The sequence below is a fragment of the Rhodobacter sp. genome, assembly GCA_020637515.1.
Lineage (GTDB): Bacteria > Pseudomonadota > Alphaproteobacteria > Rhodobacterales > Rhodobacteraceae > Pararhodobacter.
In genome coordinates this window covers 1,534,043-1,554,054 of record JACKKG010000001.1, presented here as the reverse complement: position 1 = coordinate 1,554,054, position 20,012 = coordinate 1,534,043, and the positions used below count along the sequence as shown (strand labels likewise).

Sequence of the window (20,012 nt, the reverse complement as noted above, 5' to 3'; positions counted from 1 at the left end):
GGAGTGCCCGCCATGACCATCATCGACCTGTCCGTCGCGCTGGAAACCGGGATCGCCTCGGACCCGCCGGGGATGGAGCCCCAGATCCACTACATGAGCCACCGCGAGACGCAGGCGCAGATGACCGGCTTTTTCCCGGGCATGACCGCCGACGACCTGCCCGATGGCGACGGCTGGGCGGTCGAATCGGTGCAGTTGAGCACCCACAACGGCACCCATCTGGACGCCCCCTATCACCACCATTCCACCATGGACCGCGCCCTGGTGCCCGGCGGGCGCCCCGCCATCACCATCGACGAGGTCCCGCTGGAGTGGTGCTTCCAGCCCGGGGTCAAGCTGGATTTCCGCCATTTCCCCGATGGCTATGTCGTCACGCCCGGGGATGTCGAGGCCGAGCTTTCGCGCATCGGTCATACCCTCAGCCCGCTTGAGATCGTGGTCGTCAACACCTCGGCCGGGGCGGCCTATGGCCAGCCCGACTATCTGCTCAAGGGCTGCGGCATGGGCAAGGCCGCCACGCTTTACCTGCTGGAGCGCGGCGTGCGCGTGACCGGCACCGACGCCTGGTCCTGGGATGCGCCGTTCTTTCACACCGCGCAGAAATATGCGCGGTCGCACGACGCCTCGATCATCTGGGAGGGGCACCGGGCCTCGATGGAGATCGGCTATTGCCACATGGAAAAGCTGGCGAACCTGGATCTCTTGCCGCCGACCGGGTTCCGCGTCGCGTGCTTTCCGTTCAAGATCAAGCGCGCCTCGGCGGGCTATGTCCGCGCCGTGGCAATTCTTGACGAGGGGGGCGCGGCATGACCAATCCCATCGACGGCTTCACCGTGAGCGCGGCCGACCTCAGCTATGTCGGCCAGGACCTTCAACGCCCCGAATGCATCCTGGCCGAGCCCGACGGCAGCCTGTGGTCGGCCGACGCGCGGGGCGGTGTGGTGCACATCCGCCCCGATGGCACGCAATCGCTGATCGCCCAGGCGCTGGATCAGCGCTTTGGCGCGACCGAGGACGAGGCCGACCGCTTCACCCAGGGCACGCTGCCCAACGGGCTGGCGTTCGACGTGGACGGGTCTGTGCTGATCTCGAATTTCGGCACCGACCGGCTGGAACGGATGACCCGTGACGGGCGCACCACGGTCATGCTGGACACGATCGACGGCACGCCCATCGGCAAGGTCAATTTCGTGCTGCGCGATTCGCGCGGGCGCATCTGGCTGACGATCTCGACCAGGATCACCAACTGGATGCAGGCGATCAGCCCCAACATCGCCGACGGCTATGTCGCGGTGCTGGACAATCAAGGCGCGCGGATCGTCGCCGACGGGTTCATGTTCACCAACGAGATTCGCTTCGATGCGGCCGAGGAATGGCTGTATGTCGTCGAGACCACGGGCCGACGCATCACCCGGCTGCGGATCGGCGCGGATGCCCAGGTCCTGGCGCGCGAGGTCTACGGCCCCGCCGACACCGGCGGCTTCATCGACGGCATTGCCTTTGACGCCCACGGCAACCTGTGGGGCACCCATGTGATGTCGGACCGGATCTTTGCGATCACCCCGGACGGCGGGTTTCGCGTGATCCTGGACGACGACAACCCCGAGCCCTCGGCCGCGCTGTATGATGCCTTTGCGCGCGACGCGGTGACGCCCAATCACATGCTGGCCTGCGGCGGCACCATCGCGCCCTGGTTCGCCTCGGTCACGTTCGGCGGCCCCGATCTGCGCACGGTCTATATCGGTTCGCTCAGGGGCACGCGCATCCCGGCCTTCCGCAGCCCGGTGGCCGGCCTGCCCATGGCGCACTGGCGCTAAAGGCGGGGCACGCCCGCGTGCTCGCCCAGCGCGCGGGGTTTCGGCCCGCCGGTCGCCCAATCGACCAGCTCGACCGTGTGCACCACCGGCACCCCGGTGCCCGAACCGATCTGCATCATGCAGCCGATGTTGCCCGCCGCGATGACATCGGGCGCCTTCGCTTCCAGCGTGGCGACCTTGCGGCGCTTCAACTCGGCGGAAATCTCGGGCTGGAGCAGATTGTACGTCCCCGCCGATCCGCAGCACAGATGCGGGTCCGCCGGCTCCACCACTGCAAAGCCCAGCCGCTTCAGCACCTGCTTGGGCGCATCCTTGATCTGTTGTCCGTGTTGCAGTGAACAGGCCGCGTGATAGGCGACACGCAGGTCCTGGGGCGCCTGCCCCTCGGGCTTGAGCTGGGCCAGAACCTCGGTCACATCGCGCGCCAGCCCGGCGACGGTGGCCGCGTCCGCCGCCAGCGGATCGTTGCGGAACATTTGGCCATAATCCTTGACCGTCGTGCCGCACCCCGAGGTGTTGATGACCACCGCATCCAGCCCCTCGCCGCGCACCTCGGCCATCCAGGCGGCGATGTTTTTCGCGGCAAAGGCGTGGCTCTCGTCCTCGCGGCCCATGTGATGGGTCAGCGCGCCGCAACAGCCGGCACCCCGGGCGACCACGACCTCGCAGCCCAGCCGGGTCAGCACGCGGATGGTGGCATCGTTGATGTCGGTGTTCAGAGCCCGTTGCGCGCATCCGGTCATCAGCGCCACCCGCAGGCGCCGCTCTCCCTGCGCCGGGAACACCTGCGGTGAATCGTTGCGGCTGACCGGAGGGACCTGTTTCGGCGCCATCGCCAGCATCGCCTTCAACCGCGCATCGGGCATCAGAAAGGCAAACGGCCGACCGATCTTCGCCCCCAGCAACGCCAACCGGAATCGCGTGGGATACGGCAGGATCCGTGCCAGCGCCCACCGCAGCAGCCTGTCCATCATGGGCCGCTTGTAGGTCTTTTCGATATAGGCGCGCGCGTGATCGACCAGATGCATGTAATGCACGCCCGACGGGCAGGTCGTCATGCACGCCAGGCAACTGAGGCACCGGTCGATATGCCGGACCGTCCGGGCGTCGGCGGGACGGCCCGATTCCAGCATGTCCTTGATCAGGTAGATGCGCCCCCGCGGGCTGTCCAGTTCGTCACCCAGAACCTGATAGGTCGGGCAGGTCGCCGTGCAGAAACCGCAATGCACGCAAGTGCGCAGCACCTCGTTGGCGCGCGCGGTAGCGGGGTCGCGCAATTGGTCGTCGCTGAAAAACGTCTGCATCAGTCCATGAGCCCCGGATTGAGAATGCCGCGCGGATCGAACCGGTCCCTGAGCCCGCGCGACAGCGCCGCGATGGCCGGAACCTCGGGATGAAAGGGGGCGATACGGCGACGGGTTTCGATGCCGGCACGGACCAGCGTGGCGTGCCCGCGAAAGGCGCCCAGCCGCGCGCGCAGGTCGCAGCCCTCGGGCAGCAGCAGCCAGACCAGCCCGCCGCCCCAGTCCAGCAGCGCCTCGCCCTCCGCCCGCGTCACCAGATCGGGCGCGTCCGAGGGTTTGACCGACAGCCGCCAGACGTCCCCGGCCCGCCCGTGAAACGGCGCCACGTCGCGCACCGCGTGCCAGAACGCGTCGCTTTCGGCCCCGTCCAGCCGCGCGGCGTCCTGCCTCAGATGGCGCAGCAGCGCCTCGGTCCGATACGCGACCGAGGCCGCAAACCCCTCGATCCGCAACGCGCAGCGCCCGTCCGGCAGACGCGAGGCGGCCGACACCTCCCAAGGCGAGCCCAGCGCGGCGGCCATCAAATCCACCGCCGCGCCCGGCGTCATCGCCCCGAAGACCAGCGTCCGCCCGGCTTCGGGGCGCGGCAGCAGCTTGAATGACACCTCGGACAGCACACCCAGGGTGCCCCACGATCCCGCCATCAGCTTGACCAGGTCGTAGCCGGTGACATTCTTCATCACGCGCCCGCCGTTCTTGACGATCGTCCCGGCGCCGTCCACGAATCGCACGCCGATCAGGCTGTCGCGGCACGCCCCTGCCTGAACGCGCCGCGGCCCCGAGGCGTTGGCCGCCACCATACCGCCCAGCGTCGGCTCGCCCGTCGTGGCCAGCAACCCGCGATGATCCATCGGCTCGAACGGCAGCCGCTGCCCTTCCGATGCCAGCAACGCCTCGATCGCGCGCAGCGGCGTTCCCGCCCCGGCCACCAGCGTCAGCGCCCCCGGTTCATAGAGCCGCACCCCGGCCAGCCCGCCCGTCTCCAACACCGCGCCCGCGACCGGCCGCCCGATCCCGCGCGTGCTCCCGCCGCGCACCACCAGGGGTCCGGTCGCGTCGCGCACGCACTCCGCCAGTTCCTGTTCGCTTTCAGGACGCATCCGCCGCCTGCCCTCTCATCTTTGTGCCTCAAATATCCTCGGGGGTATCCAAAGGGGGTGGAAAACCCCCTTTGGCGGGGGGTGCGGGGGGCTGGCCCCCCGCCTCACCCGCGCCGCGCCGCCGAGACCTCCAGCGGGAACACCTTGGCCGGGTTCAACAACCAGGCGGGATCGAACACGTCCTTGACGCGCATCTGCGCCTCCATGTCCTCCACCGAGAACTGAACCCCCATCAGATCGCGCTTTTCGATTCCCACGCCGTGCTCCCCGGTCAGACAGCCGCCGACCTCGACGCACAGCTTCAGGATCTCGGCGCCGAACGCCTCGCAGCGTTCCAGATCGCCCGGCTTGTTGGCGTCGAACAGGATCAACGGGTGCATGTTGCCGTCGCCCGCGTGGAACACGTTCCCCACGTCGAGGCCGAACGCCTTCGACATCTCGCCGATCCGACGCAGCACATGGGGCAATTCGGACACCGGGATCGTGCCATCGAGGCACATGTAGTCGTTGATCTGCCCCATCGCGCCAAAGGCCGATTTGCGTCCCAGCCAGATCTTGCGCGACTCCTCCTCGGACCCGCTTTCGCGAAACTCCACGGGATCGTGGCGCATCGCGATTTCGCGGATCATGCCCAGTTGCGCGGAAATCTCGTCTTCGGACCCCTCGACCTCGACGATCAGCAACGCCTCGCAATCGGGGTAGCCGGGATGGGCGAAGGCCTCGGTCGCGCGGATGCAGGGGCGGTCCATGAATTCGATCGCCACCGGCAGGATACCGGCCTTGATGATGTCGCTGACACAGGCCCCCGCGACCTCGTTCGCCTCGAATCCGATCAGCACCGGACGGGCGCCTTCGGGCTTGGGCAGGATGCGCAGCGTGGCCTCGGTGACGACGCCAAGCTGCCCCTCGGACCCGCAGACCAGGCCCAACAGATCCAGCCCGCCGGCATCCATATGGGCGCCGCCGATCTCGATCACGGTGCCATCCATCTGCACCAGCGTGACCCCCAGCAGGTTGTTCGTGGTCACACCGTATTTCAGGCAATGCGCACCGCCCGAATTCATGGCGATGTTGCCCGCGATTGCACAGGCCAATTGCGAGGACGGGTCGGGCGCATAGAAGAACCCGTCCGATTCGACCGCGCCGGTGACCGACAGGTTGGTGCGCCCCGACTGCACGCGGATGATGCGGTTGGCATAGTCCGTCTCAAGCACCGCGCGCAGGCGCGCCACGCCCAGGATCACGCTGTCGGCGGTCGGCAACGCCCCCCCGGCCAACGAGGTGCCCGATCCCCGGGGCACGACCGGCACGCCCTCGTCATGGCAAATGCGCATCACCGCCGCCACCTCGTCGGTCGAGGACGGCAGCACCGCCGCGAGCGGCGGGCAACGATAGGCGGTCAGCCCGTCGCATTCATAGGCGCGGGTTTCCGCCGGGTCGTCGATCACCGCGTCGGCGGCAAGGACGTCGCGCAGGCGGGCGACGATCCGGGCCCGACGGGCGAGAACATGGGCCTTGGGTTCGGGCATTTGCATGGGCGATCCCTCCTATTGGTAAGAAAATATAACCAATATCAGGATAAAGTCCAGCGTTTCACCCGTCTTGACCGGCTACCTGCGCCCGTCCACCATGCTGCGACCCGGCACGGTGCGACGATGACCCTGGAAACCTTGCGAACCCTGCTGTCCTGGACGGACCTTTTGGCGCTGCTGCTGATGCTGCTGGCCTGGTTCGTGCTGGCGCGCATGATCGAGAATCCGCGGCGCAGCAAGCCCTCGGTCACCGTGCTGATGGCCGCGTATCGGCGCGAATGGATGCGACAGTTCGTATCCCGCTCGCCGCGAATCTACGACGCTTCGGTGCTCTCCAGCCTGCGGCAGGCGACCAGTTTTCTGGCCTCGGCCACGATGATCGCGCTGGGGGGATTGCTGGCGCTGATCGGCAACGCCGACCGCCTGGTGGGGGTGACCGAGGATCTGGTCCCGGCCGGCCCCAGCGCCCGGCAGATCGAACTGCGGCTGTTGTTGGCCCTGGGGTTCCTGACCCACGCTTTCCTGAAATTCCTGTGGTCGAACCGCTTGTTCGGCTATTCGTCGATCCTGATGTCGGCGGTTCCGAACGACCCCGAGGACCCGCTGGCCTATCCCCGCGCCCGGCAAGCGGCCGAGATCAACATCCGCGCGGCCTACAATTTCAACCGAGGGCTTCGGGCCACCTATTTCGCGCTGGCCGCGCTGACCTGGCTGCTGGGGCCCTGGGCGTTGATGATCGCGACCGGCGTGGTGGCCTGGCTGGTCTGGAGCCGCGACTTCGCCTCGCATTCCCGCGCGGTCCTGCTGGACCCGCCGCCTGCACCCGAGTGACTGCCGGGCGCGGTGCCGCCGCCTGCGCGGACCCTTTGGTCAGGGCGGCTCAATAGCTGCGGATCAGGCCGACCAGTCGCCCCTGCACCTGCACCTGGTCGTCACGCAGAACCCGCGTTTCATAGGCCGGGTTCGCGGCCTCCAGGGCGATCATGCCGCGCATCCGGCGAAAGCGTTTCAGCGTCGCCTCATGCCCTTCGACCAGCGCGACGACGATATCGCCGTTGTCCGCGGTCGTCTGCTCCCGAATCACCACGATGTCGCCGTCGTGGATACCGGCCTCGATCATCGAATCGCCCTTGACCTCGAGCGCATAGTGATTGCCCCGGCCCGACAGCATGGACCCCGGCACCGCGACGTGATGCGACACGTCCGAGATCGCCTCGATCGGGGTGCCGGCGGCGATGCGCCCCATGACCGGCAGCTCAAGCGCATCGACCGACTGCACTGCGCGCGCGCGGGCCGGCGCGGCCGGCGCGGGCCTTGCCCCGCCGTCGATGACCCGGACCACATGACGCGATTCAAGAGCCTCGGGCATACGCACGACTTCGATGGCGCGCGCCCGATGCGCGAGACGTCGGATGAACCCGCGTTCTTCCAGCGCGGTGATGAGACGATGAATCCCGGACTTTGACCGCAGGTTGAGCGCGTCCTTCATCTCGTCAAAGGACGGCGGCACGCCGTCGCGCTTCATCCGCGTGTCGATCAGTTCCAGAAGTTCGAGCTGTTTGCGGGTCAGCATCGGGTCCTCCGCCAGGGTGTTTAGCCCTCGTTCTACGCATGTTCCCCTTTTGTGTCAACCACTCTCCTAAAGCGGGAGCACGGGAACGACCTCGCCGGCCTTGCGCGGACGGTCCCCCAGGGGCCGCATCAGCAGCGCGTTGGCGTCCGACAGCACCGTCAGCAGCGACGAATCCTGACGGTCGAAGGGCGTGACCACCCCGCCCTCGAGCCGGGCGCGCATGAAATGCGTGCGCGGGCCGGTCGGCCCGACATCCCCGGCCAGCCGCGCGCTGACGGTCTGCGGCAACGCATCGCGCAGACCCAGCATCCGCCGCACCATGGGCAGCAGGAACAGATGGCCCGTGACGATGGCCGAGACCGGATTCCCCGGCAGCCCCAGATACGGCACATCGCCAAGGCTGCCTGCGATCAGGGGTTTGCCCGGGCGCATGCTGATCTTGTAGAAGGCGCGGGTCATGCCCAGCGCCTCGCCCACCTGCCCGACCAGATCGTAATCGCCGACCGAGGCGCCGCCGATCGTCACCGCGATGTCGGCGCGTGCCAGGTCCGCCATCGCGGCTTCCAGCGCGGCGCGATCGTCGGGCGCGATGGGCAGGATCAGGCCCTCGCCTCCGGCCGCGTCCACCATGGCCTTCAGCGCAAAGGTGTTCGAGGCGATGATCTGGTCCCGGCCGGGGGATTCCCCCGGCATGACCAGCTCGTCGCCCGTCGCCAGCAGCGCCACCCTGGGCCGCACCGCGACGCGCACGCGCGGCACGTTCATCGACGCCAGCAACGCCAGGTCCGACGCGCTGAGCCGGCGCGGCGCCGCCAGGGCGAACCCCTGGGGAAAATCGGCGCCGGCGGGGCGGATGTTCGGCCCCTGCCCCAGATTGGGCTGAACGGTGATGGTGTCGCCATCGCGCGCGACATCCTCCTGGATCACCACGTGATCCGCGCCGTCGGGAACCGGCGCGCCGGTGAAAATGCGCACCGCCTGCCCGGGGGCCAACGTGCCGTCCCAGCCATGGCCGGCGGCGGATTCGCCCACCACCGTGAACCGCGCGCCGATCGCGACCTCGGCGTCGCGCATCGCATAGCCGTCCATGGCCGAGGACGCGAACGGCGGTTGCGAACGCGCCGCCCGTTCCTCGCGCCGCAGCACCCGGCCAAAGGCGTGTTCCAGCGCCACGTCCTCGAACGCGGCGGTCGGTGTCACCAGGTCCAGACACAGCGCCTGCGCATCCTCGACACCGATCATGGCGTGCCCTCCGTCACCTGCGCGGCCTCCCATTCGGCATAGGTCTGGCCGGTGTCCACGGACTTCCAGTCGGTGCGCCCGTTGCGCGCCGTGCCGGCGACGACCGCCGCCGCGGCCGAAGGGCTGGAAAACGCATAATCGGTGGCGAAACGCGCGCCCGACGGGCCCACCACGATGGTGCCATTCGCCAACAGCTCGTCGTGAAGGACCCAGTAGGTTTCAGCGTGCCGTCGATCGCCCGCCCATTCCGCGCGCGCCAGGGACCCCGCCAGAACCACCCGGTCCTCGTTGCGCAGTTCCGCCCTGGCGGCGATGTTGTGGCGCGGCATCTTGAATTCGAACAGGCGGGCGGGCGGCGCCTCCTTGCGCGGGGTCGCGGTGGCCTTGTTCAGGAACAGATCGACCCGGATCGCCGGCAGGACCATCAGCAGCGTTTCCAGAAACGCCTCCATGTTGGCGACATGCGATTCGCTCAGGCTGCTGCGCGGCGGGGTGTTGCCGTTGTCCAGCACGGCCTTGCCCGCGTCACGCGCGATTTCGACCAGACGGGATTCCAGGTATTTGACATGCGCCTTGTGCAGCGCGTCCCCGGCCGTGGTGATCAGGATGGCCGTGTTCCACCAGTCCTTTTTCACCACGTGGTCGCGCAGGCGTTCGCGCAGATCCTCGGTTTCGCCGACATAGAGCCGCGGGCGATCCGCTTCGTCACCGATCAGCAGATAGACACCGGTGTGCCCGGTCTCGGCGCGGCGCAGGGCCTCGACGACCTGCAAGCGGGGAACGCGCAGGACATGCCCGGTCCAGTTGAACACCTCGGCCGTCAACATCCCCTCGGGGCGCCCGTCGATGAAATACAGCTCCAGCGATCGACCCGATACCGTCATGCCGACCCCCTTTCGTATACCCCCGACTTTCCGCCCTCCTTGCGCAGGACGGCAATCCCGCCGATCTCCATGCCCTTTTCGACGGCCTTGAGCATGTCATAGACCGTCAGCGCGGCGGTCGAAGCGGCGGTCAGGGCCTCCATTTCGACCCCGGTCTGCCCCGAGGTCTTCACCTCGGCCGTGATTCGAACCCCGGGCAAGTCGTCGTCCACCGCCAGATCGACCCGAACCTTGGTGATCGGCAAAGGGTGACACAGCGGGATCAGCTCGGCGGTCCGCTTGGCCGCCATGATCCCGGCCAGCCGCGCCACGCCCAACACATCGCCCTTCTTCGCGGTGCCCGCCCGCACATGGGCCAGCGTCTCGGGGCGCATGACCACATGGGCCGAGGCGATCGCCACCCGCGCGGTCACCGGCTTGTCCGAGACGTCCACCATGACGGCGCGCCCCTCGGCGTCGAAATGCGTGAGCCCGCTCATGCCGGCACCGGGTCGGCCAATAGCGCGCGCGTCGCCGCGGCGACATCGGCCTGGCGCATCAGGCTTTCCCCGATCAGGAAACAGCGTGCCCCGTGGCCGGCCATGTCGGCCAGATCGGCGGGGGTGAACAGACCGCTTTCGGACACCAGCGTGCGCCCGGCGGGGACCCGCGCGGCCAGCCGGCGGGTGGTGTCCAACGTGGTCTCGAAGGTGTTCAGATTGCGGTTGTTGACGCCGATCAGCGGCGATTTCAGCGCCAGCGCGCGGTCGAGTTCGGCACCGTCGTGGATCTCGATCAGAGCATCCATGCCCCAGCCCAGCGCCGCATCCTCGAGCTCGGCCGCCTGGGCATCGCTGACCGACGCCATGATGATCAGGATGCAATCGGCGCCCCAGGCCCGGGCCTCGGACACCTGATAGGGGTCATACAGGAAATCCTTGCGCAGGCAGGGCAGATCCACCGCGGCGCGCGCGGCTGTCAGATAGCCCGGCGCGCCCTGGAAACTGGGCGCGTCGGTCAGGACCGACAGGCAGGTTGCCCCGCCGGCCTGATAGGCGCGCGCCAGCGACAGCGGGTCGAAGTCGTCGCGGATCAAGCCTTTCGACGGGCTGGCCTTCTTGATCTCGGCGATCAGCCCGTATCCGCGGACCGACGCGGCCTGCAAGGCGCGGGCAAACCCGCGCGGGGCGGCTGCGCTTCGGGCCTCGGATTCGAGGTCGGACAACGGGATCGCGCGCTTCGCCGCCGCCACTTCCTCAAGCTTGTATGCCTTGATCCGGTCGAGAATGGTCGCCATGGCCGGGTCCTCCTTGCAGGTCCTGACTAGCGCGCGCGGACGACGAAGGAAAGCAGCCATCGTGTCGCCGACCCGGTCGGGCAAGGGGGGCCAGCCCCCCTCTTCGCGTGCCGCGAATTCACCCCCCGGGATATTTCCGGCACAAAGAAGGGCGCGTTAACCTTTTCTTAACCGGCCCTTCTTTGTGCTCCAAATATCCCGGGGGTCCGGGGGCTGGCCCCCGGGTTCCGGACCCTCCCCCCTCGACAGGGCCGGGAATGCGCGCAAGATAGCCGGATGCACGCGTTTCTCGATCATCCCCGCCCCATTGCCATCGCCCATCGCGGTGGCTCGCTCGAAGCCGAGGAGAACACCCTTCCCGCCTTTGCGAATGCCGTGCGGATCGGTTTCACGCATGTCGAGACGGATGTGCATCTGACCGCGGACGGGGCGGTGGCGATCCATCACGACCCGACCCTGGCGCGGATGGCGGGTGATCCGCGCGCCATCGCAGCCCTGTCGCGCGCCGAACTGGGCCGGATCCGCACCCATGGAGGGGCCGCGATCCCGCTGCTGTCCGACCTGTTCGAGGCCCACCCCGACCTGTTCGTCAACATCGAGGCCAAGTCCGACGCGGTGGTCGAGCCGCTGGCGCGGCTGGTACGCGATCTGGGCGTTCTGGACCGCATCTGCGTCGGCAGCTTTGACGCGTCCCGCACCGCCCGGCTGCGCGCCTTGCTGGGCGAGGGGCTGTGCTGGTCGCCGGCCTTTGGCGGGGTGCTGGGGCTCTGGCTGGCGGGTTGGGGCCTGCCTTTTCGCGCCGCGCCGTTCCGGGTGGTGCAGGTGCCCTGCGTCTGGCGCGACATTCCGGTTGTGACGCCGCGTTTCCTGCGAGCCGCGCACCGGCGGGGGATACAGGTTCAGGTCTGGACTGTGGACGACGCCGCCGACATGCACCGGCTTCTGGACATGGGGGTGGACGCGATCATGACCGACCGCCCCACGGTCCTGAACCAGGTGTTACGCGCACGGGGACAAGGAAAGGAACGCCATGCTTGAGGGACTGAGGATTGTCGAATTCGAGGGCATCGGCCCGGGGCCCTTTGCCGCGATGATGCTGGCCGACCTGGGGGCCGAGGTGATCTGCGTCCAGCGCCCCGGGGGACCGCCCCTGCCGGGCGCCCCGGCAAGCAACCCCTTGGACCGCGGCAAGCGGGCGATTGCGCTGGACCTGAAATCCGCCGCCGACCGTCCCGCAGTCGAGGCCTTGATCGCCCGCGCCGACGCCCTGATCGAGGGCAACCGCCCCGGCGTGATGGAGCGCCTGCGCCTGGGGCCCGCCGACGCCCTGGCGCTGAACCCGCGGCTGGTCTACGGGCGCATGACCGGCTGGGGGCAGGATGGCCCCCGGGCGACGCAGGCCGGGCACGACCTGAACTATGCCGGGCTTTCGGGCGCGCTGTGGTATGCCTCGGTGCCCGGACAGCCCCCTGTCACGCCGCCCACGCTGGTGGGGGACATCGGCGGCGGCGCGCTCTATCTGGTGGCGGGCGTTCTGGCGGGGCTCCTTGCCGCAGGTCGCAGCGGCAAGGGCACCGTTGTGGATGCGGCGATTGTCGATGGCTCGGCGCACATGATGGCGCTGATCATGTCGATGTATGCCGGGGGCGGGTTTCAGGATCGGCGCGGGGCCTCGATGCTGGACGGGCCGCACTGGTCACGCACCTACGCCTGCGCCGACGGGCGCTACATGTCGGTCCAATGCCTGGAGCCCAAGTTCTACGCCGAGTTCCTGTCCCTGATGAACCTGAGCGGAGACCCCGATTTTGCCCGTCAGAACGACCCCGCCCTGTGGCCGCGCGCCACGGACAGGCTGGCGGCGCTGTTTGCCACCCGGCCCCGGGCGCATTGGGCGGCGCTCTTTGCCCAAAGCGACGCCTGCGTCGCGCCGGTGCTTGCCCCGGGCGAGGTCGAATCCGATCCCCATCTGGGCGCGCGCGGCACCTGGACCCGGGCCGGAGGCGCGCTGATGCCCCGTCCCGCGCCGCGCTTCGACGGCCGCCTCGTCGATCCCGGACCGGCCCCTCTGCGCGACGCGGATCGCGCGTCGATCCTGCGCGACCTGGGCCTGGAATGAAGACCGGCGGCGTCTCGTTCTGGTATGCGGACATCGGGCTGCCCGGCGCCCGGCGCCCCCCGTTGCAAGGCCCGGCCGAGGCGGACGTGGCCATCATCGGCGCGGGGTATACCGGGCTGTGGGCCGCCTATGCGCTGATGCAGGCTGCGCCGGGACTGCGGGTCACGGTGCTGGAAAAGCACTTTGCGGGCTATGGCGCCTCAGGGCGGAATGGTGGCTGGCTGTCGGGCGGTTTCGCCTGGAACCACGACCGCTATGCCGCCTCGAGCGGCCCCGACGCGGTGCGCGCCATGGTCCGGGCGATGATGGGCACCGTGGATGCCGTGATCGCCGTGGCCGAGGCCGAGGGAATCGACGCCGATATCCGGCGCTGCGACGAATTGATGGTGGCCACGAACCCCGCCCAGCAGACCCGCCTTGTGGCCGAGGCCCGGCACCGCGCGCATTGGGGCGAGGGTGCGCGCATTCAGACGCTGGACGCCGCCGAGACCCGCGCCCGCGTCACCATCCCCGGGGTGACGGGCGCGATGGTGGTGCGCGGGACCGCGCGTATCCAGCCCGCGAAACTGGTGCGCGGACTGGCCGAGGCCGTGGAACGGCGCGGCGTGACGATCCATGAGGGGACCGAGGTCACGGGCATCGCGCCCGGCGTGGTGACGACCGCCGCGGGCCAGGTGCGCGCGCCGATCGTGCTGCGCTGCACCGAAGGGTTCACCGCCACCCTGCCCGGACACCGGCGCGCCTGGCTGCCGCTCAACTCGGCCCAGATTGTCACCGAACCCCTGCCGCCCGAAACCTGGGCCCGCATCGGCTGGGATGGCCATGAGATCCTGGGCGATTTCGACCATGCCTATTGCTACTGCCAGCGCACCCGCGAGGGCCGAATCGCCGTCGGCGCGCGCGGAGTGCCCTATCGTTGGGGCTCGCGGCTGGACCGTGACGGCGTGCCGGACCCCGAGACGATCCGCCGGCTGACAGCGATCCTGCACCGGCACTTTCCGGCGGCGCGCCAGGCGCGGATCGACCACGCCTGGTGCGGTGTGCTGGGCGTGCCGCGCGACTGGTGCGCCACGGTCGGGCTGGGCGCGGACGGGATCGGCTGGGCCGGGGGCTATGTCGGCACCGGTGTCAGCACCGCCAATTTGGCCGGGCGCACCCTGGCGGACCTGGTCCTGGGGCGCGAAACCGACCTGACGGCGCTACCTTGGGTCAATCGCCGGGTCCGCAAATGGGAGCCCGAGCCCCTGCGCTGGCTGGGGGTGCGCAGCATGTATCGCCTGTTCGCCGCCGCCGACCGCGCCGAGGCCCGCGGCGGTGGCCCCTCGCGGCTGGCCGCGATCGGCAATCGGCTGACGGGACGCGCCTGAACGCCGCCTGAGGGCGCGTTTTCCCGGGGGCAGTTCAGGGCGTCTCCAGCACCGCCGAGGCCGGAGCCAGCACGACCCCCTCGCGTCCGGCGCCCTGGGCATAGCTGCTCAGCGCCGCCAGGGTTTCGGCCTGCCCGGCCGAACCGACAATCAGGATTCCGTTGCGGCGCTGTGCCTCGAACGCAGCCCGGTCCAGCAGGCGGCGCAGCGTCATCGCGCCCTGCCCGGTGTCGTCCAGCACCCGGTAGACGGGCACGACCGCCATGGAATTGGCGCGCGCGGCCTGGAACAGCGCATCGACACCGTCGCGCTGCACGATCAGGCCGTAGCCCTCGGGCGCCGCCATCTCGGCCAGGGTGCGGGCCAACGCCCGGTTGGACCCGACACCGTTCACCGGCACATCCATCAGTTCGGCGGTATCGGGAAACGCGTGCCGCCAGCTTTCCAGTGTCACGGCGATGTCGGCCGGCGTCGCGCCGACCGGCAGCGCGCTGGCCAGCAGCGCAACCTCGTGCCCGGCGTTGCGATAGCCGGCGGCGCGGCGCGGCGCGTCGGGATCGTAGGGATCGAGCGCCACGGTCACCGCGAACGGCAGGGCCATCACATCCAATTCAGCCCGCGCATCGTCGAGCAGGACCACCCCCAGGGCGCGCGCGCCTTGCGGCAGGTCCACCGTGACGCCGTTGCGTTGCCAGGCGGGCCGCGCGGGATCGGCTTCGGCGTCGCTTGCCGGCGCCGCAGCCGCTGCGGCGATGGCATCCGAGGCGGTGGCGTCGCCGGGTGTCGCGACAGGCGCGCCGATGCTGGGCAGGCGGCCGATGGTCACGCCTTCGACGGTGCGGGGTTCGGCTACGGCGACAACCCCGGCCCGCCGGCGCACGGTCCCGCCGCTGCCCTCTCCGGGCAAGGACATGACACGCGGGCCGCGCGGTGTGTGCGGGGCCCGAGGCGCGGGCGCGAGGCCGGGCTGGGCGGGGCCCAAAGGCAAGGTGGGCTCGCTCGGCGGCAGAACCTGGGCGGGCACCGGCGTGACGGGGTCCTCGGCGGGCGCGGCGGGGGTCTCGGGCGCGGGCAGATCGGGGGCCGTGCCGGCGTCGGCGGGCAGGGCGTCGTCCGGTGCCGCGGTTGGCGCGTCCGGCGCCGCGCCGGGTGACGGGACGGGATCGGCGGCCGGGGCATCTTGCGCGGCCGGGGCAGCGCCGGTCGTTGAACCGGCTTGCGGCGCGGCATCCTCGACCGGGGCAGAGGGCGGAATGGCGGGCGCGGCCTGCGCATCGCTCTCTGGCGGGCTGCTGACCGGGGCGTCGGCCACCGGCGCGGGATCCGTGACGGCCGACGCCTCGTCCACGGCGGGCACGACCGGCGCCGGTTCAGGCACCGATTCCAGCGCGGAGTCGGCGGGCGACGGTGCCACCGCCGGAACCGCCGGGACCCGGACGTCGTCCGCGGAACCCACCGGGGCGTCGGCCAGCCCGGCCAGCGGCGGCGCGGCGGGCGCCGCAGCAACCGGCGCATCCGGGGCCACGGGCTCCAGCGGCCGGGGAATATCCGTCGCGACATCCCCCGGGGGCAGGACCGCTTCGACCGGGGCCTGCGGTGGGGCCACGGCGGGCTCGGCGCCTGGCAGTGTGTCGGCAGGCTGGGATTGCCGGGCCGTTTCGGCGGGGGCGGTCCCGTCCGGGACGAGGGGTTGCGCGAGAGGGAGCGCGCCCTCGGACGGAGGCGCCGTCGCTGCCGGCGTATCCACCGCCGCGTCCGCGGGCCCATCTGCGGTCACGGGCGAGGCCAGTTCCGTCGGCGCGGCGTCGGACTGCGGCAACAGGGTTTCCGGCTGGGCGACGACGGCCAGATCCTCGTCCGGCGCGGTCTGCGCGGTCTGTGCGGCCTGAGCGGTCTGTGCGGCCTGAGCGGTCTGTGCGGCCTGCGTGTCCGGTGCGGCCTGCGTGTCCGGCGCGGCCTGCGTGTCCGGCGCGGCCTGCGCGTCGGGTGCGGGCGCGGGGTCCTCGACCGGCAGAACCACCGACAACACGGCGAACCCCAGCACGAAGCTGACCGCGCCCGTGACGATCCCCTTGATGAACCCGCCCATGGCACCCTCGCTGACCGCCGAATTGGCGCCAGTATACAGCCTCGGCCGGAAGGTTGAACCCCCGCGCGGGCTTGACCCTGCCGCATGGGCGGTTGCATGTAGGGGACGCCCCGATCAGGACCGGACCCCGCCATGCTGCTGCTCATCGACAATTACGACAGCTTTACCTACAACCTCGTGCATTATTTCGGCGAACTTGGTGCCGAGGTCGTGGTCCGCCGCAACGACGCGCTGGACGTGCAACAGGCGATGGCGATGGGCGCCGATGCGATCGTCCTCAGCCCCGGGCCGTGCGACCCCGACCAGGCCGGCATCTGCCTGCCGCTGGTCGCTGCCGCGGCCGAGGCCCGCCTCCCGCTGCTGGGGGTCTGCCTGGGGCACCAGACCATCGGCCAGGCCTTTGGTGGCAAGGTGGTGCGCGCGGGCGAGATCGTCCACGGCAAGCTGGGCACCATGCATCACGCCGGACAGGGCCTGTTCCAGGGCCTGCCCTCGCCGCTGGAGGCCACGCGGTATCATTCGCTGATCGTGGACCGCGACAGCCTGCCCGATTGCCTTGAGGTGACCGCCTGGCTGGACAGTGGCATGATCATGGGGCTCAGGCATCGCGATCTGCCGATCGAGGGGGTGCAGTTCCACCCCGAAAGCATCGCCTCGCAGCACGGCCACGCCATGCTGCGCAATTTCCTGGACAGCGCGAAGGCCCCGGCATGAGCACCATCAAGACCCTGATCGCCACCGCCGCCGAACGCCCGCTGACCCGGCCCGAGGCCGAGGAGGCGTTTTCGATCCTGTTCGCCGGCGACGCGACCCCGGCGCAGATGGGCGGCTTCCTGATGACGCTGCGCACCCGGGGCGAAACGGTGGACGAATACGCCGCCGCCGCCGCCGTGATGCGCGCCCGTTGCGTCAAGGTCTCGGCACCCCGGGGGGCGATGGATATCGTCGGCACCGGCGGCGACGGCAAGGGCACGCTGAACATCTCGACCGCGACGGCCTTTGTGGTCGCGGGGGCGGGCGTTCCGGTGGCCAAGCATGGCAATCGCAACCTCAGTTCGAAATCGGGGGCGGCGGATGCCCTGGGCGCACTGGGCATCAACGTCATGGTCGGCGCGGCCGAAGTCGAAAAGGCGCTGACCCAGGTCGGCATCGGCTTCATGATGGCGCCGATGCATCATCCCGCCATGCGCCATGTCGGCCCGGTGCGGGCCGAACTGGGGACGCGGACGATCTTCAACATCCTGGGCCCGCTGACCAACCCGGCCGGGGTCAGGCGGCAACTGACCGGCGCATTCTCGGCCGATCTGATCCGCCCCATGGCCGAGGTGCTGAAGGCGCTGGGATCGGAAAAGGCGTGGCTGGTGCATGGCGGCGACGGAACGGACGAATTGTCCATTGCCGCCCCGTCCCTGGTGGTGGCGCTGGAGGGCGGACAATTGCGCGAATTCACCGTCGCGCCCGAGGATGCCGGCCTGCCCGTGCATCCGTTCGAGGACCTGCTGGGGGGCGATCCGGCCACGAACGCGGCCGAGCTGAAAGCGGTGCTGTCGGGCGGCGGGCGGCCCGCCTATCGTGACGCGGTTCTGCTGAACGCCGCCGCCGCGCTGGTGGTGGCGGACCGGGTCGGCGCGTTGACCGACGGCGTGCGCATGGCGCGCGAGGCGATCGCCTCGGGTGCGGCGGCGGCCAAGGTGGGCGGTCTGGCACGGATGCTGCCGGTCTGAGGTCGGGCGGTCCGAGGGCGATCGGCCCGACGGGAGAGCGGCCCGACAGGGACGAGGTCGCGGGGGGCCAGCCCCCCGCACCCCCCGCCAAAGGGGGTTTTCCACCCCCTTTGGATACCCCCGAGGATATTTCCGGCACAAAGAAGCGCAGCCCCGGCTTTACGAAATTCAACCACCAAGGGAGCTGACCCGCGGGTTCGGGGCCGGTGACCGCGCCTTTTCGAACACCATGGGCCCGGCATCAGCGGTTGTTGCCGCGGCCGGCCGCCAGTGAATGCCTGACAATCAGGCCGGGGATCGGCAATCAGCCCATCATCTTGCCCGCGTCGCCGAGATCGTCGTAGTGCTTTTTCAGGCGCAGCAGCGCGATGCGCAGCACGATCTTGCCGGACCGCGCCGACCAGCCCAGCCGCCGCTCGGCGGTTTCCAGCCCCTCCATGTAGCAACAGCACCTGAGCGCCATGTCGGCAAGCCCCGGCCCCAGTTCGCGCAGCGCCAGGGCCACGCGGTCGCGGGCGCCCGTGGCGCCGCGCGCGTTGCCCAGGCCGGCCCCGCCCCCCTGATCGGGGCCAACCAGAAACCGGTCCCAGTTCTGCGTGACCCGGGGGCCGGCCTGCGCGGTTTCGAAATCCTCGCGCAGGCGCTCGGCCGCGGCGACCAGGTCCGGGGTCAGAAAGGGATTGCCGTCACGGTCGCGCCGCCGCGCCAGCGCGGTCACCGGCGATTCCAGGGTGACCGGCCGGGTGCGGCGGTTGTCCTCGTCGTCGAAAGCCCGCGCGGGGATGGGGGCTTCGCGCCCGGCGATCAGGCGGCGCAGGGCAGCCCGCCCACCGGCGGTGATCTCGTAGCGCAGGACACGGCCTTGCTGGACGCAGGCGATCCATTCGCGCAGCGCAAAGGCCTCGGCCATGGGGCGGTCCAGCACCGCCAGCCGTGTCGCGCCGCCGGCCCCGTCGCGCAGGACCACCGCGCGGTCCATGTCGGGCGCAACGACCAGGAGTGCCCCCTCCTCGGCCAGGCGGGGCAAGACGCGGCGGGCCTCGGCGTCGAGCATGGTCTCATCGGGGGTCGTGGCGGGGCAGGCCGTCCGCAGGGGTTGGGTCATCGCGGAGATCTCCTCGGGGTCAGCCGGGGCAGCCTGACGCAGCCGCCCCAGAGCGCAGTCAACCAGTGGATCGTCGCGACGGTTCTCGAATCGGCGCACCTGACGCAGCACGGTCGAGGCATGGACACCCTCTTCGCGCGCGATGTCGCGCAACGAGCGGCCATTCTCGGTATGGCTCAGATACAGCCGCACGGCCGAGGGCACCCAGTCGGGCAATTGGCCGATCGGCGAGACATTGGCGGTCATGGGACCCCCCCTAGCCTTGCCACGCCCTCCTCTTGCCGATGCCTCAGGCGTGGCAGCCCCAGAGACACAAGCCACATAGGTTTCCAAAACGTAAACAACCTATGCGTGTATTCGTTACGGGTTTCTTAATCCCGCCGCGTTTCCAACTATTCGGTTTCAATGGGAAAGAAGCCTTGAACAAAGCGAACGGTGCAAAGCGCCGAAACGCAACACCCTTATAGGTTGTGTCATGATGCCCCTGTCACAAACCCGACCTGCAAGGGGAAGCCACCGATGACCTGCCATTCCGATTCGATCCTGTCCGTGCTGTCGGCGCTGGCCACGATCCGCCGTCCGCGCCTGCTGCTGCGCACCGCCCGCCACGGCACCGCCGATTACCGGCGCGAAACGGACCTGAAGCGCGTCCTGCGTCTGCCCGCGACGCCCGCCCCGGGCGCGGCCACCCTGCACCGACTGATCGACCTGGAGGCCCAACACGACGCGATGCGCACCCGCCCGCTGGACGAGGTCGGCAATCCCTGGCGCGCCGCGCGCCACGTCGAAATCCTGATCGCGCTGATCGCGGAAGCCAGCCTGCTGGCCGAGGCCGTCACCCCGCTGCCCCGCGACTGACCGTCGCTTTCCGCGCGCGCGCCGT

General features: G+C 69.9%; 19 protein-coding genes. 9 read left to right on the top strand and 10 right to left on the bottom strand.

Annotated features, from left to right (window positions below; translation table 11 throughout):
- The first annotated feature begins 12 nt into the window (after nt 1-12).
- Together H6900_07490 and H6900_07485 are read left to right on the top strand one after the other, a co-directional pair.
- Complete coding sequence (locus H6900_07490) at nt 13-810, top strand: cyclase family protein (protein MCC0073118.1); 798 nt, start codon at nt 13-15, stop codon at nt 808-810.
- Nucleotides 807-1,817: an SMP-30/gluconolactonase/LRE family protein gene (locus H6900_07485; protein MCC0073117.1), complete on the top strand. Its 1,011-nt coding sequence runs from the start codon at nt 807-809 to the stop codon at nt 1,815-1,817. The genes H6900_07490 and H6900_07485 overlap by 4 nt, the downstream gene beginning before the upstream one ends.
- On the opposite strand, the gene glcF is transcribed toward H6900_07485, so the two are convergent.
- The 3 genes from glcF to H6900_07470 form a co-directional block, all read right to left on the bottom strand.
- Complete coding sequence (gene glcF / locus H6900_07480) at nt 1,814-3,121, bottom strand: glycolate oxidase subunit GlcF (protein ID MCC0073116.1); 1,308 nt, start codon at nt 3,119-3,121, stop codon at nt 1,814-1,816. The two genes, H6900_07485 and glcF, sit on opposite strands and share 4 nt — an antisense overlap.
- The gene (locus tag H6900_07475; protein ID MCC0073115.1) at nt 3,121-4,221 is read right to left on the bottom strand and encodes an FAD-binding protein; all 1,101 of its coding nucleotides are present in this window, start codon (nt 4,219-4,221) and stop codon (nt 3,121-3,123) included. Before H6900_07475 ends, glcF begins: the two co-directional genes overlap by 1 nt.
- A gap of 104 nt (nt 4,222-4,325) precedes the next feature.
- Nucleotides 4,326-5,756 (bottom strand): FAD-binding protein, encoded by a 1,431-nt coding sequence (locus H6900_07470; protein ID MCC0073114.1) that lies wholly within the window; start codon nt 5,754-5,756, stop codon nt 4,326-4,328.
- A gap of 120 nt (nt 5,757-5,876) precedes the next feature.
- Between H6900_07470 and H6900_07465 the strand changes: the two genes are divergently transcribed.
- The gene (locus H6900_07465; protein ID MCC0073113.1) at nt 5,877-6,584 is read left to right on the top strand and encodes a DUF599 domain-containing protein; all 708 of its coding nucleotides are present in this window, start codon (nt 5,877-5,879) and stop codon (nt 6,582-6,584) included.
- A 49-nt stretch (nt 6,585-6,633) separates the two neighbouring features.
- On the opposite strand, the gene lexA is transcribed toward H6900_07465, so the two are convergent.
- From lexA to trpC, 5 genes are all read right to left on the bottom strand, one after another.
- Nucleotides 6,634-7,326, bottom strand: a complete 693-nt coding sequence (gene lexA / locus H6900_07460; GenBank protein MCC0073112.1) for a transcriptional repressor LexA — start codon at nt 7,324-7,326, stop codon at nt 6,634-6,636.
- A gap of 66 nt (nt 7,327-7,392) precedes the next feature.
- Nucleotides 7,393-8,568 (bottom strand): molybdopterin molybdotransferase MoeA, encoded by a 1,176-nt coding sequence (locus H6900_07455; protein MCC0073111.1) that lies wholly within the window; start codon nt 8,566-8,568, stop codon nt 7,393-7,395.
- Complete coding sequence (locus H6900_07450; protein ID MCC0073110.1) at nt 8,565-9,452, bottom strand: GIY-YIG nuclease family protein; 888 nt, start codon at nt 9,450-9,452, stop codon at nt 8,565-8,567. Before H6900_07450 ends, H6900_07455 begins: the two co-directional genes overlap by 4 nt.
- A complete protein-coding gene (moaC, locus tag H6900_07445; GenBank protein ID MCC0073109.1) occupies nt 9,449-9,931 on the bottom strand; it encodes a cyclic pyranopterin monophosphate synthase MoaC in 483 nt (160 codons plus the stop codon). The genes H6900_07450 and moaC overlap by 4 nt, the downstream gene beginning before the upstream one ends.
- The gene (trpC, locus tag H6900_07440; protein ID MCC0073108.1) at nt 9,928-10,728 is read right to left on the bottom strand and encodes an indole-3-glycerol phosphate synthase TrpC; all 801 of its coding nucleotides are present in this window, start codon (nt 10,726-10,728) and stop codon (nt 9,928-9,930) included. Before trpC ends, moaC begins: the two co-directional genes overlap by 4 nt.
- 276 nt (nt 10,729-11,004) lie before the next feature.
- Here trpC and H6900_07435 point away from each other — a divergent pair, with 276 nt between their 5' ends.
- From H6900_07435 to H6900_07425, 3 genes are read left to right on the top strand one after another with little or no spacing between them, the layout of a single operon-like run.
- Nucleotides 11,005-11,766, top strand: coding sequence for a glycerophosphodiester phosphodiesterase (locus tag H6900_07435; GenBank protein ID MCC0073107.1), 762 nt, complete (start codon nt 11,005-11,007; stop codon nt 11,764-11,766).
- Nucleotides 11,759-12,844 carry a CoA transferase gene (locus H6900_07430; protein ID MCC0073106.1) on the top strand — a complete coding sequence of 362 codons (1,086 nt, stop codon included), beginning with the start codon at nt 11,759-11,761 and terminating at the stop codon, nt 12,842-12,844. Before H6900_07435 ends, H6900_07430 begins: the two co-directional genes overlap by 8 nt.
- Complete coding sequence (locus tag H6900_07425) at nt 12,841-14,211, top strand: FAD-dependent oxidoreductase (GenBank protein ID MCC0073105.1); 1,371 nt, start codon at nt 12,841-12,843, stop codon at nt 14,209-14,211. Before H6900_07430 ends, H6900_07425 begins: the two co-directional genes overlap by 4 nt.
- A gap of 34 nt (nt 14,212-14,245) precedes the next feature.
- On the opposite strand, the gene H6900_07420 is transcribed toward H6900_07425, so the two are convergent.
- The gene (locus H6900_07420) at nt 14,246-16,300 is read right to left on the bottom strand and encodes a divergent polysaccharide deacetylase family protein (protein MCC0073104.1); all 2,055 of its coding nucleotides are present in this window, start codon (nt 16,298-16,300) and stop codon (nt 14,246-14,248) included.
- Nucleotides 16,301-16,432: 132 nt separating this feature from the next.
- Between H6900_07420 and H6900_07415 the strand changes: the two genes are divergently transcribed.
- Together H6900_07415 and trpD are read left to right on the top strand one after the other, a co-directional pair.
- Complete coding sequence (locus H6900_07415; GenBank protein MCC0073103.1) at nt 16,433-17,014, top strand: aminodeoxychorismate/anthranilate synthase component II; 582 nt, start codon at nt 16,433-16,435, stop codon at nt 17,012-17,014.
- Nucleotides 17,011-18,024 carry an anthranilate phosphoribosyltransferase gene (gene trpD / locus H6900_07410; protein MCC0073102.1) on the top strand — a complete coding sequence of 338 codons (1,014 nt, stop codon included), beginning with the start codon at nt 17,011-17,013 and terminating at the stop codon, nt 18,022-18,024. Before H6900_07415 ends, trpD begins: the two co-directional genes overlap by 4 nt.
- A 304-nt stretch (nt 18,025-18,328) precedes the next feature.
- Here the strand turns inward: trpD and H6900_07405 are convergent, their stop codons facing one another.
- Nucleotides 18,329-19,375, bottom strand: coding sequence for a helix-turn-helix domain-containing protein (locus H6900_07405; protein MCC0073101.1), 1,047 nt, complete (start codon nt 19,373-19,375; stop codon nt 18,329-18,331).
- Between the two features lie 273 nt (nt 19,376-19,648).
- Here H6900_07405 and H6900_07400 point away from each other — a divergent pair, with 273 nt between their 5' ends.
- Nucleotides 19,649-19,987, top strand: a complete 339-nt coding sequence (locus H6900_07400) for a hypothetical protein (GenBank protein MCC0073100.1) — start codon at nt 19,649-19,651, stop codon at nt 19,985-19,987.
- The last annotated feature ends 25 nt before the right edge of the window (nt 19,988-20,012 follow it).

What these genes read in the sequence shown, in the direction of transcription:
- H6900_07450 (MCC0073110.1), bottom strand. Translation starts at nt 9,452, where the DNA reads ATGACGGTATCGGGTCGATCGCTGGAGCTGTATTTCATCGACGGGCGC.
- lexA (MCC0073112.1), bottom strand. Translation starts at nt 7,326, where the DNA reads ATGCTGACCCGCAAACAGCTCGAACTTCTGGAACTGATCGACACGCGG.
- H6900_07490 (MCC0073118.1), top strand. Translation starts at nt 13, where the DNA reads ATGACCATCATCGACCTGTCCGTCGCGCTGGAAACCGGGATCGCCTCG.
- trpC (MCC0073108.1), bottom strand. Translation starts at nt 10,728, where the DNA reads ATGGCGACCATTCTCGACCGGATCAAGGCATACAAGCTTGAGGAAGTG.
- H6900_07430 (MCC0073106.1), top strand. Translation starts at nt 11,759, where the DNA reads ATGCTTGAGGGACTGAGGATTGTCGAATTCGAGGGCATCGGCCCGGGG.
- H6900_07405 (MCC0073101.1), bottom strand. Translation starts at nt 19,375, where the DNA reads ATGACCGCCAATGTCTCGCCGATCGGCCAATTGCCCGACTGGGTGCCC.
- H6900_07485 (MCC0073117.1), top strand. Translation starts at nt 807, where the DNA reads ATGACCAATCCCATCGACGGCTTCACCGTGAGCGCGGCCGACCTCAGC.
- H6900_07400 (MCC0073100.1), top strand. Translation starts at nt 19,649, where the DNA reads ATGACCTGCCATTCCGATTCGATCCTGTCCGTGCTGTCGGCGCTGGCC.
- H6900_07465 (MCC0073113.1), top strand. Translation starts at nt 5,877, where the DNA reads ATGACCCTGGAAACCTTGCGAACCCTGCTGTCCTGGACGGACCTTTTG.
- trpD (MCC0073102.1), top strand. Translation starts at nt 17,011, where the DNA reads ATGAGCACCATCAAGACCCTGATCGCCACCGCCGCCGAACGCCCGCTG.
- H6900_07470 (MCC0073114.1), bottom strand. Translation starts at nt 5,756, where the DNA reads ATGCAAATGCCCGAACCCAAGGCCCATGTTCTCGCCCGTCGGGCCCGG.
- H6900_07425 (MCC0073105.1), top strand. Translation starts at nt 12,841, where the DNA reads ATGAAGACCGGCGGCGTCTCGTTCTGGTATGCGGACATCGGGCTGCCC.
- H6900_07420 (MCC0073104.1), bottom strand. Translation starts at nt 16,300, where the DNA reads ATGGGCGGGTTCATCAAGGGGATCGTCACGGGCGCGGTCAGCTTCGTG.
- moaC (MCC0073109.1), bottom strand. Translation starts at nt 9,931, where the DNA reads ATGAGCGGGCTCACGCATTTCGACGCCGAGGGGCGCGCCGTCATGGTG.
- H6900_07415 (MCC0073103.1), top strand. Translation starts at nt 16,433, where the DNA reads ATGCTGCTGCTCATCGACAATTACGACAGCTTTACCTACAACCTCGTG.
- H6900_07455 (MCC0073111.1), bottom strand. Translation starts at nt 8,568, where the DNA reads ATGATCGGTGTCGAGGATGCGCAGGCGCTGTGTCTGGACCTGGTGACA.
- glcF (MCC0073116.1), bottom strand. Translation starts at nt 3,121, where the DNA reads ATGCAGACGTTTTTCAGCGACGACCAATTGCGCGACCCCGCTACCGCG.
- H6900_07475 (MCC0073115.1), bottom strand. Translation starts at nt 4,221, where the DNA reads ATGCGTCCTGAAAGCGAACAGGAACTGGCGGAGTGCGTGCGCGACGCG.
- H6900_07435 (MCC0073107.1), top strand. Translation starts at nt 11,005, where the DNA reads ATGCACGCGTTTCTCGATCATCCCCGCCCCATTGCCATCGCCCATCGC.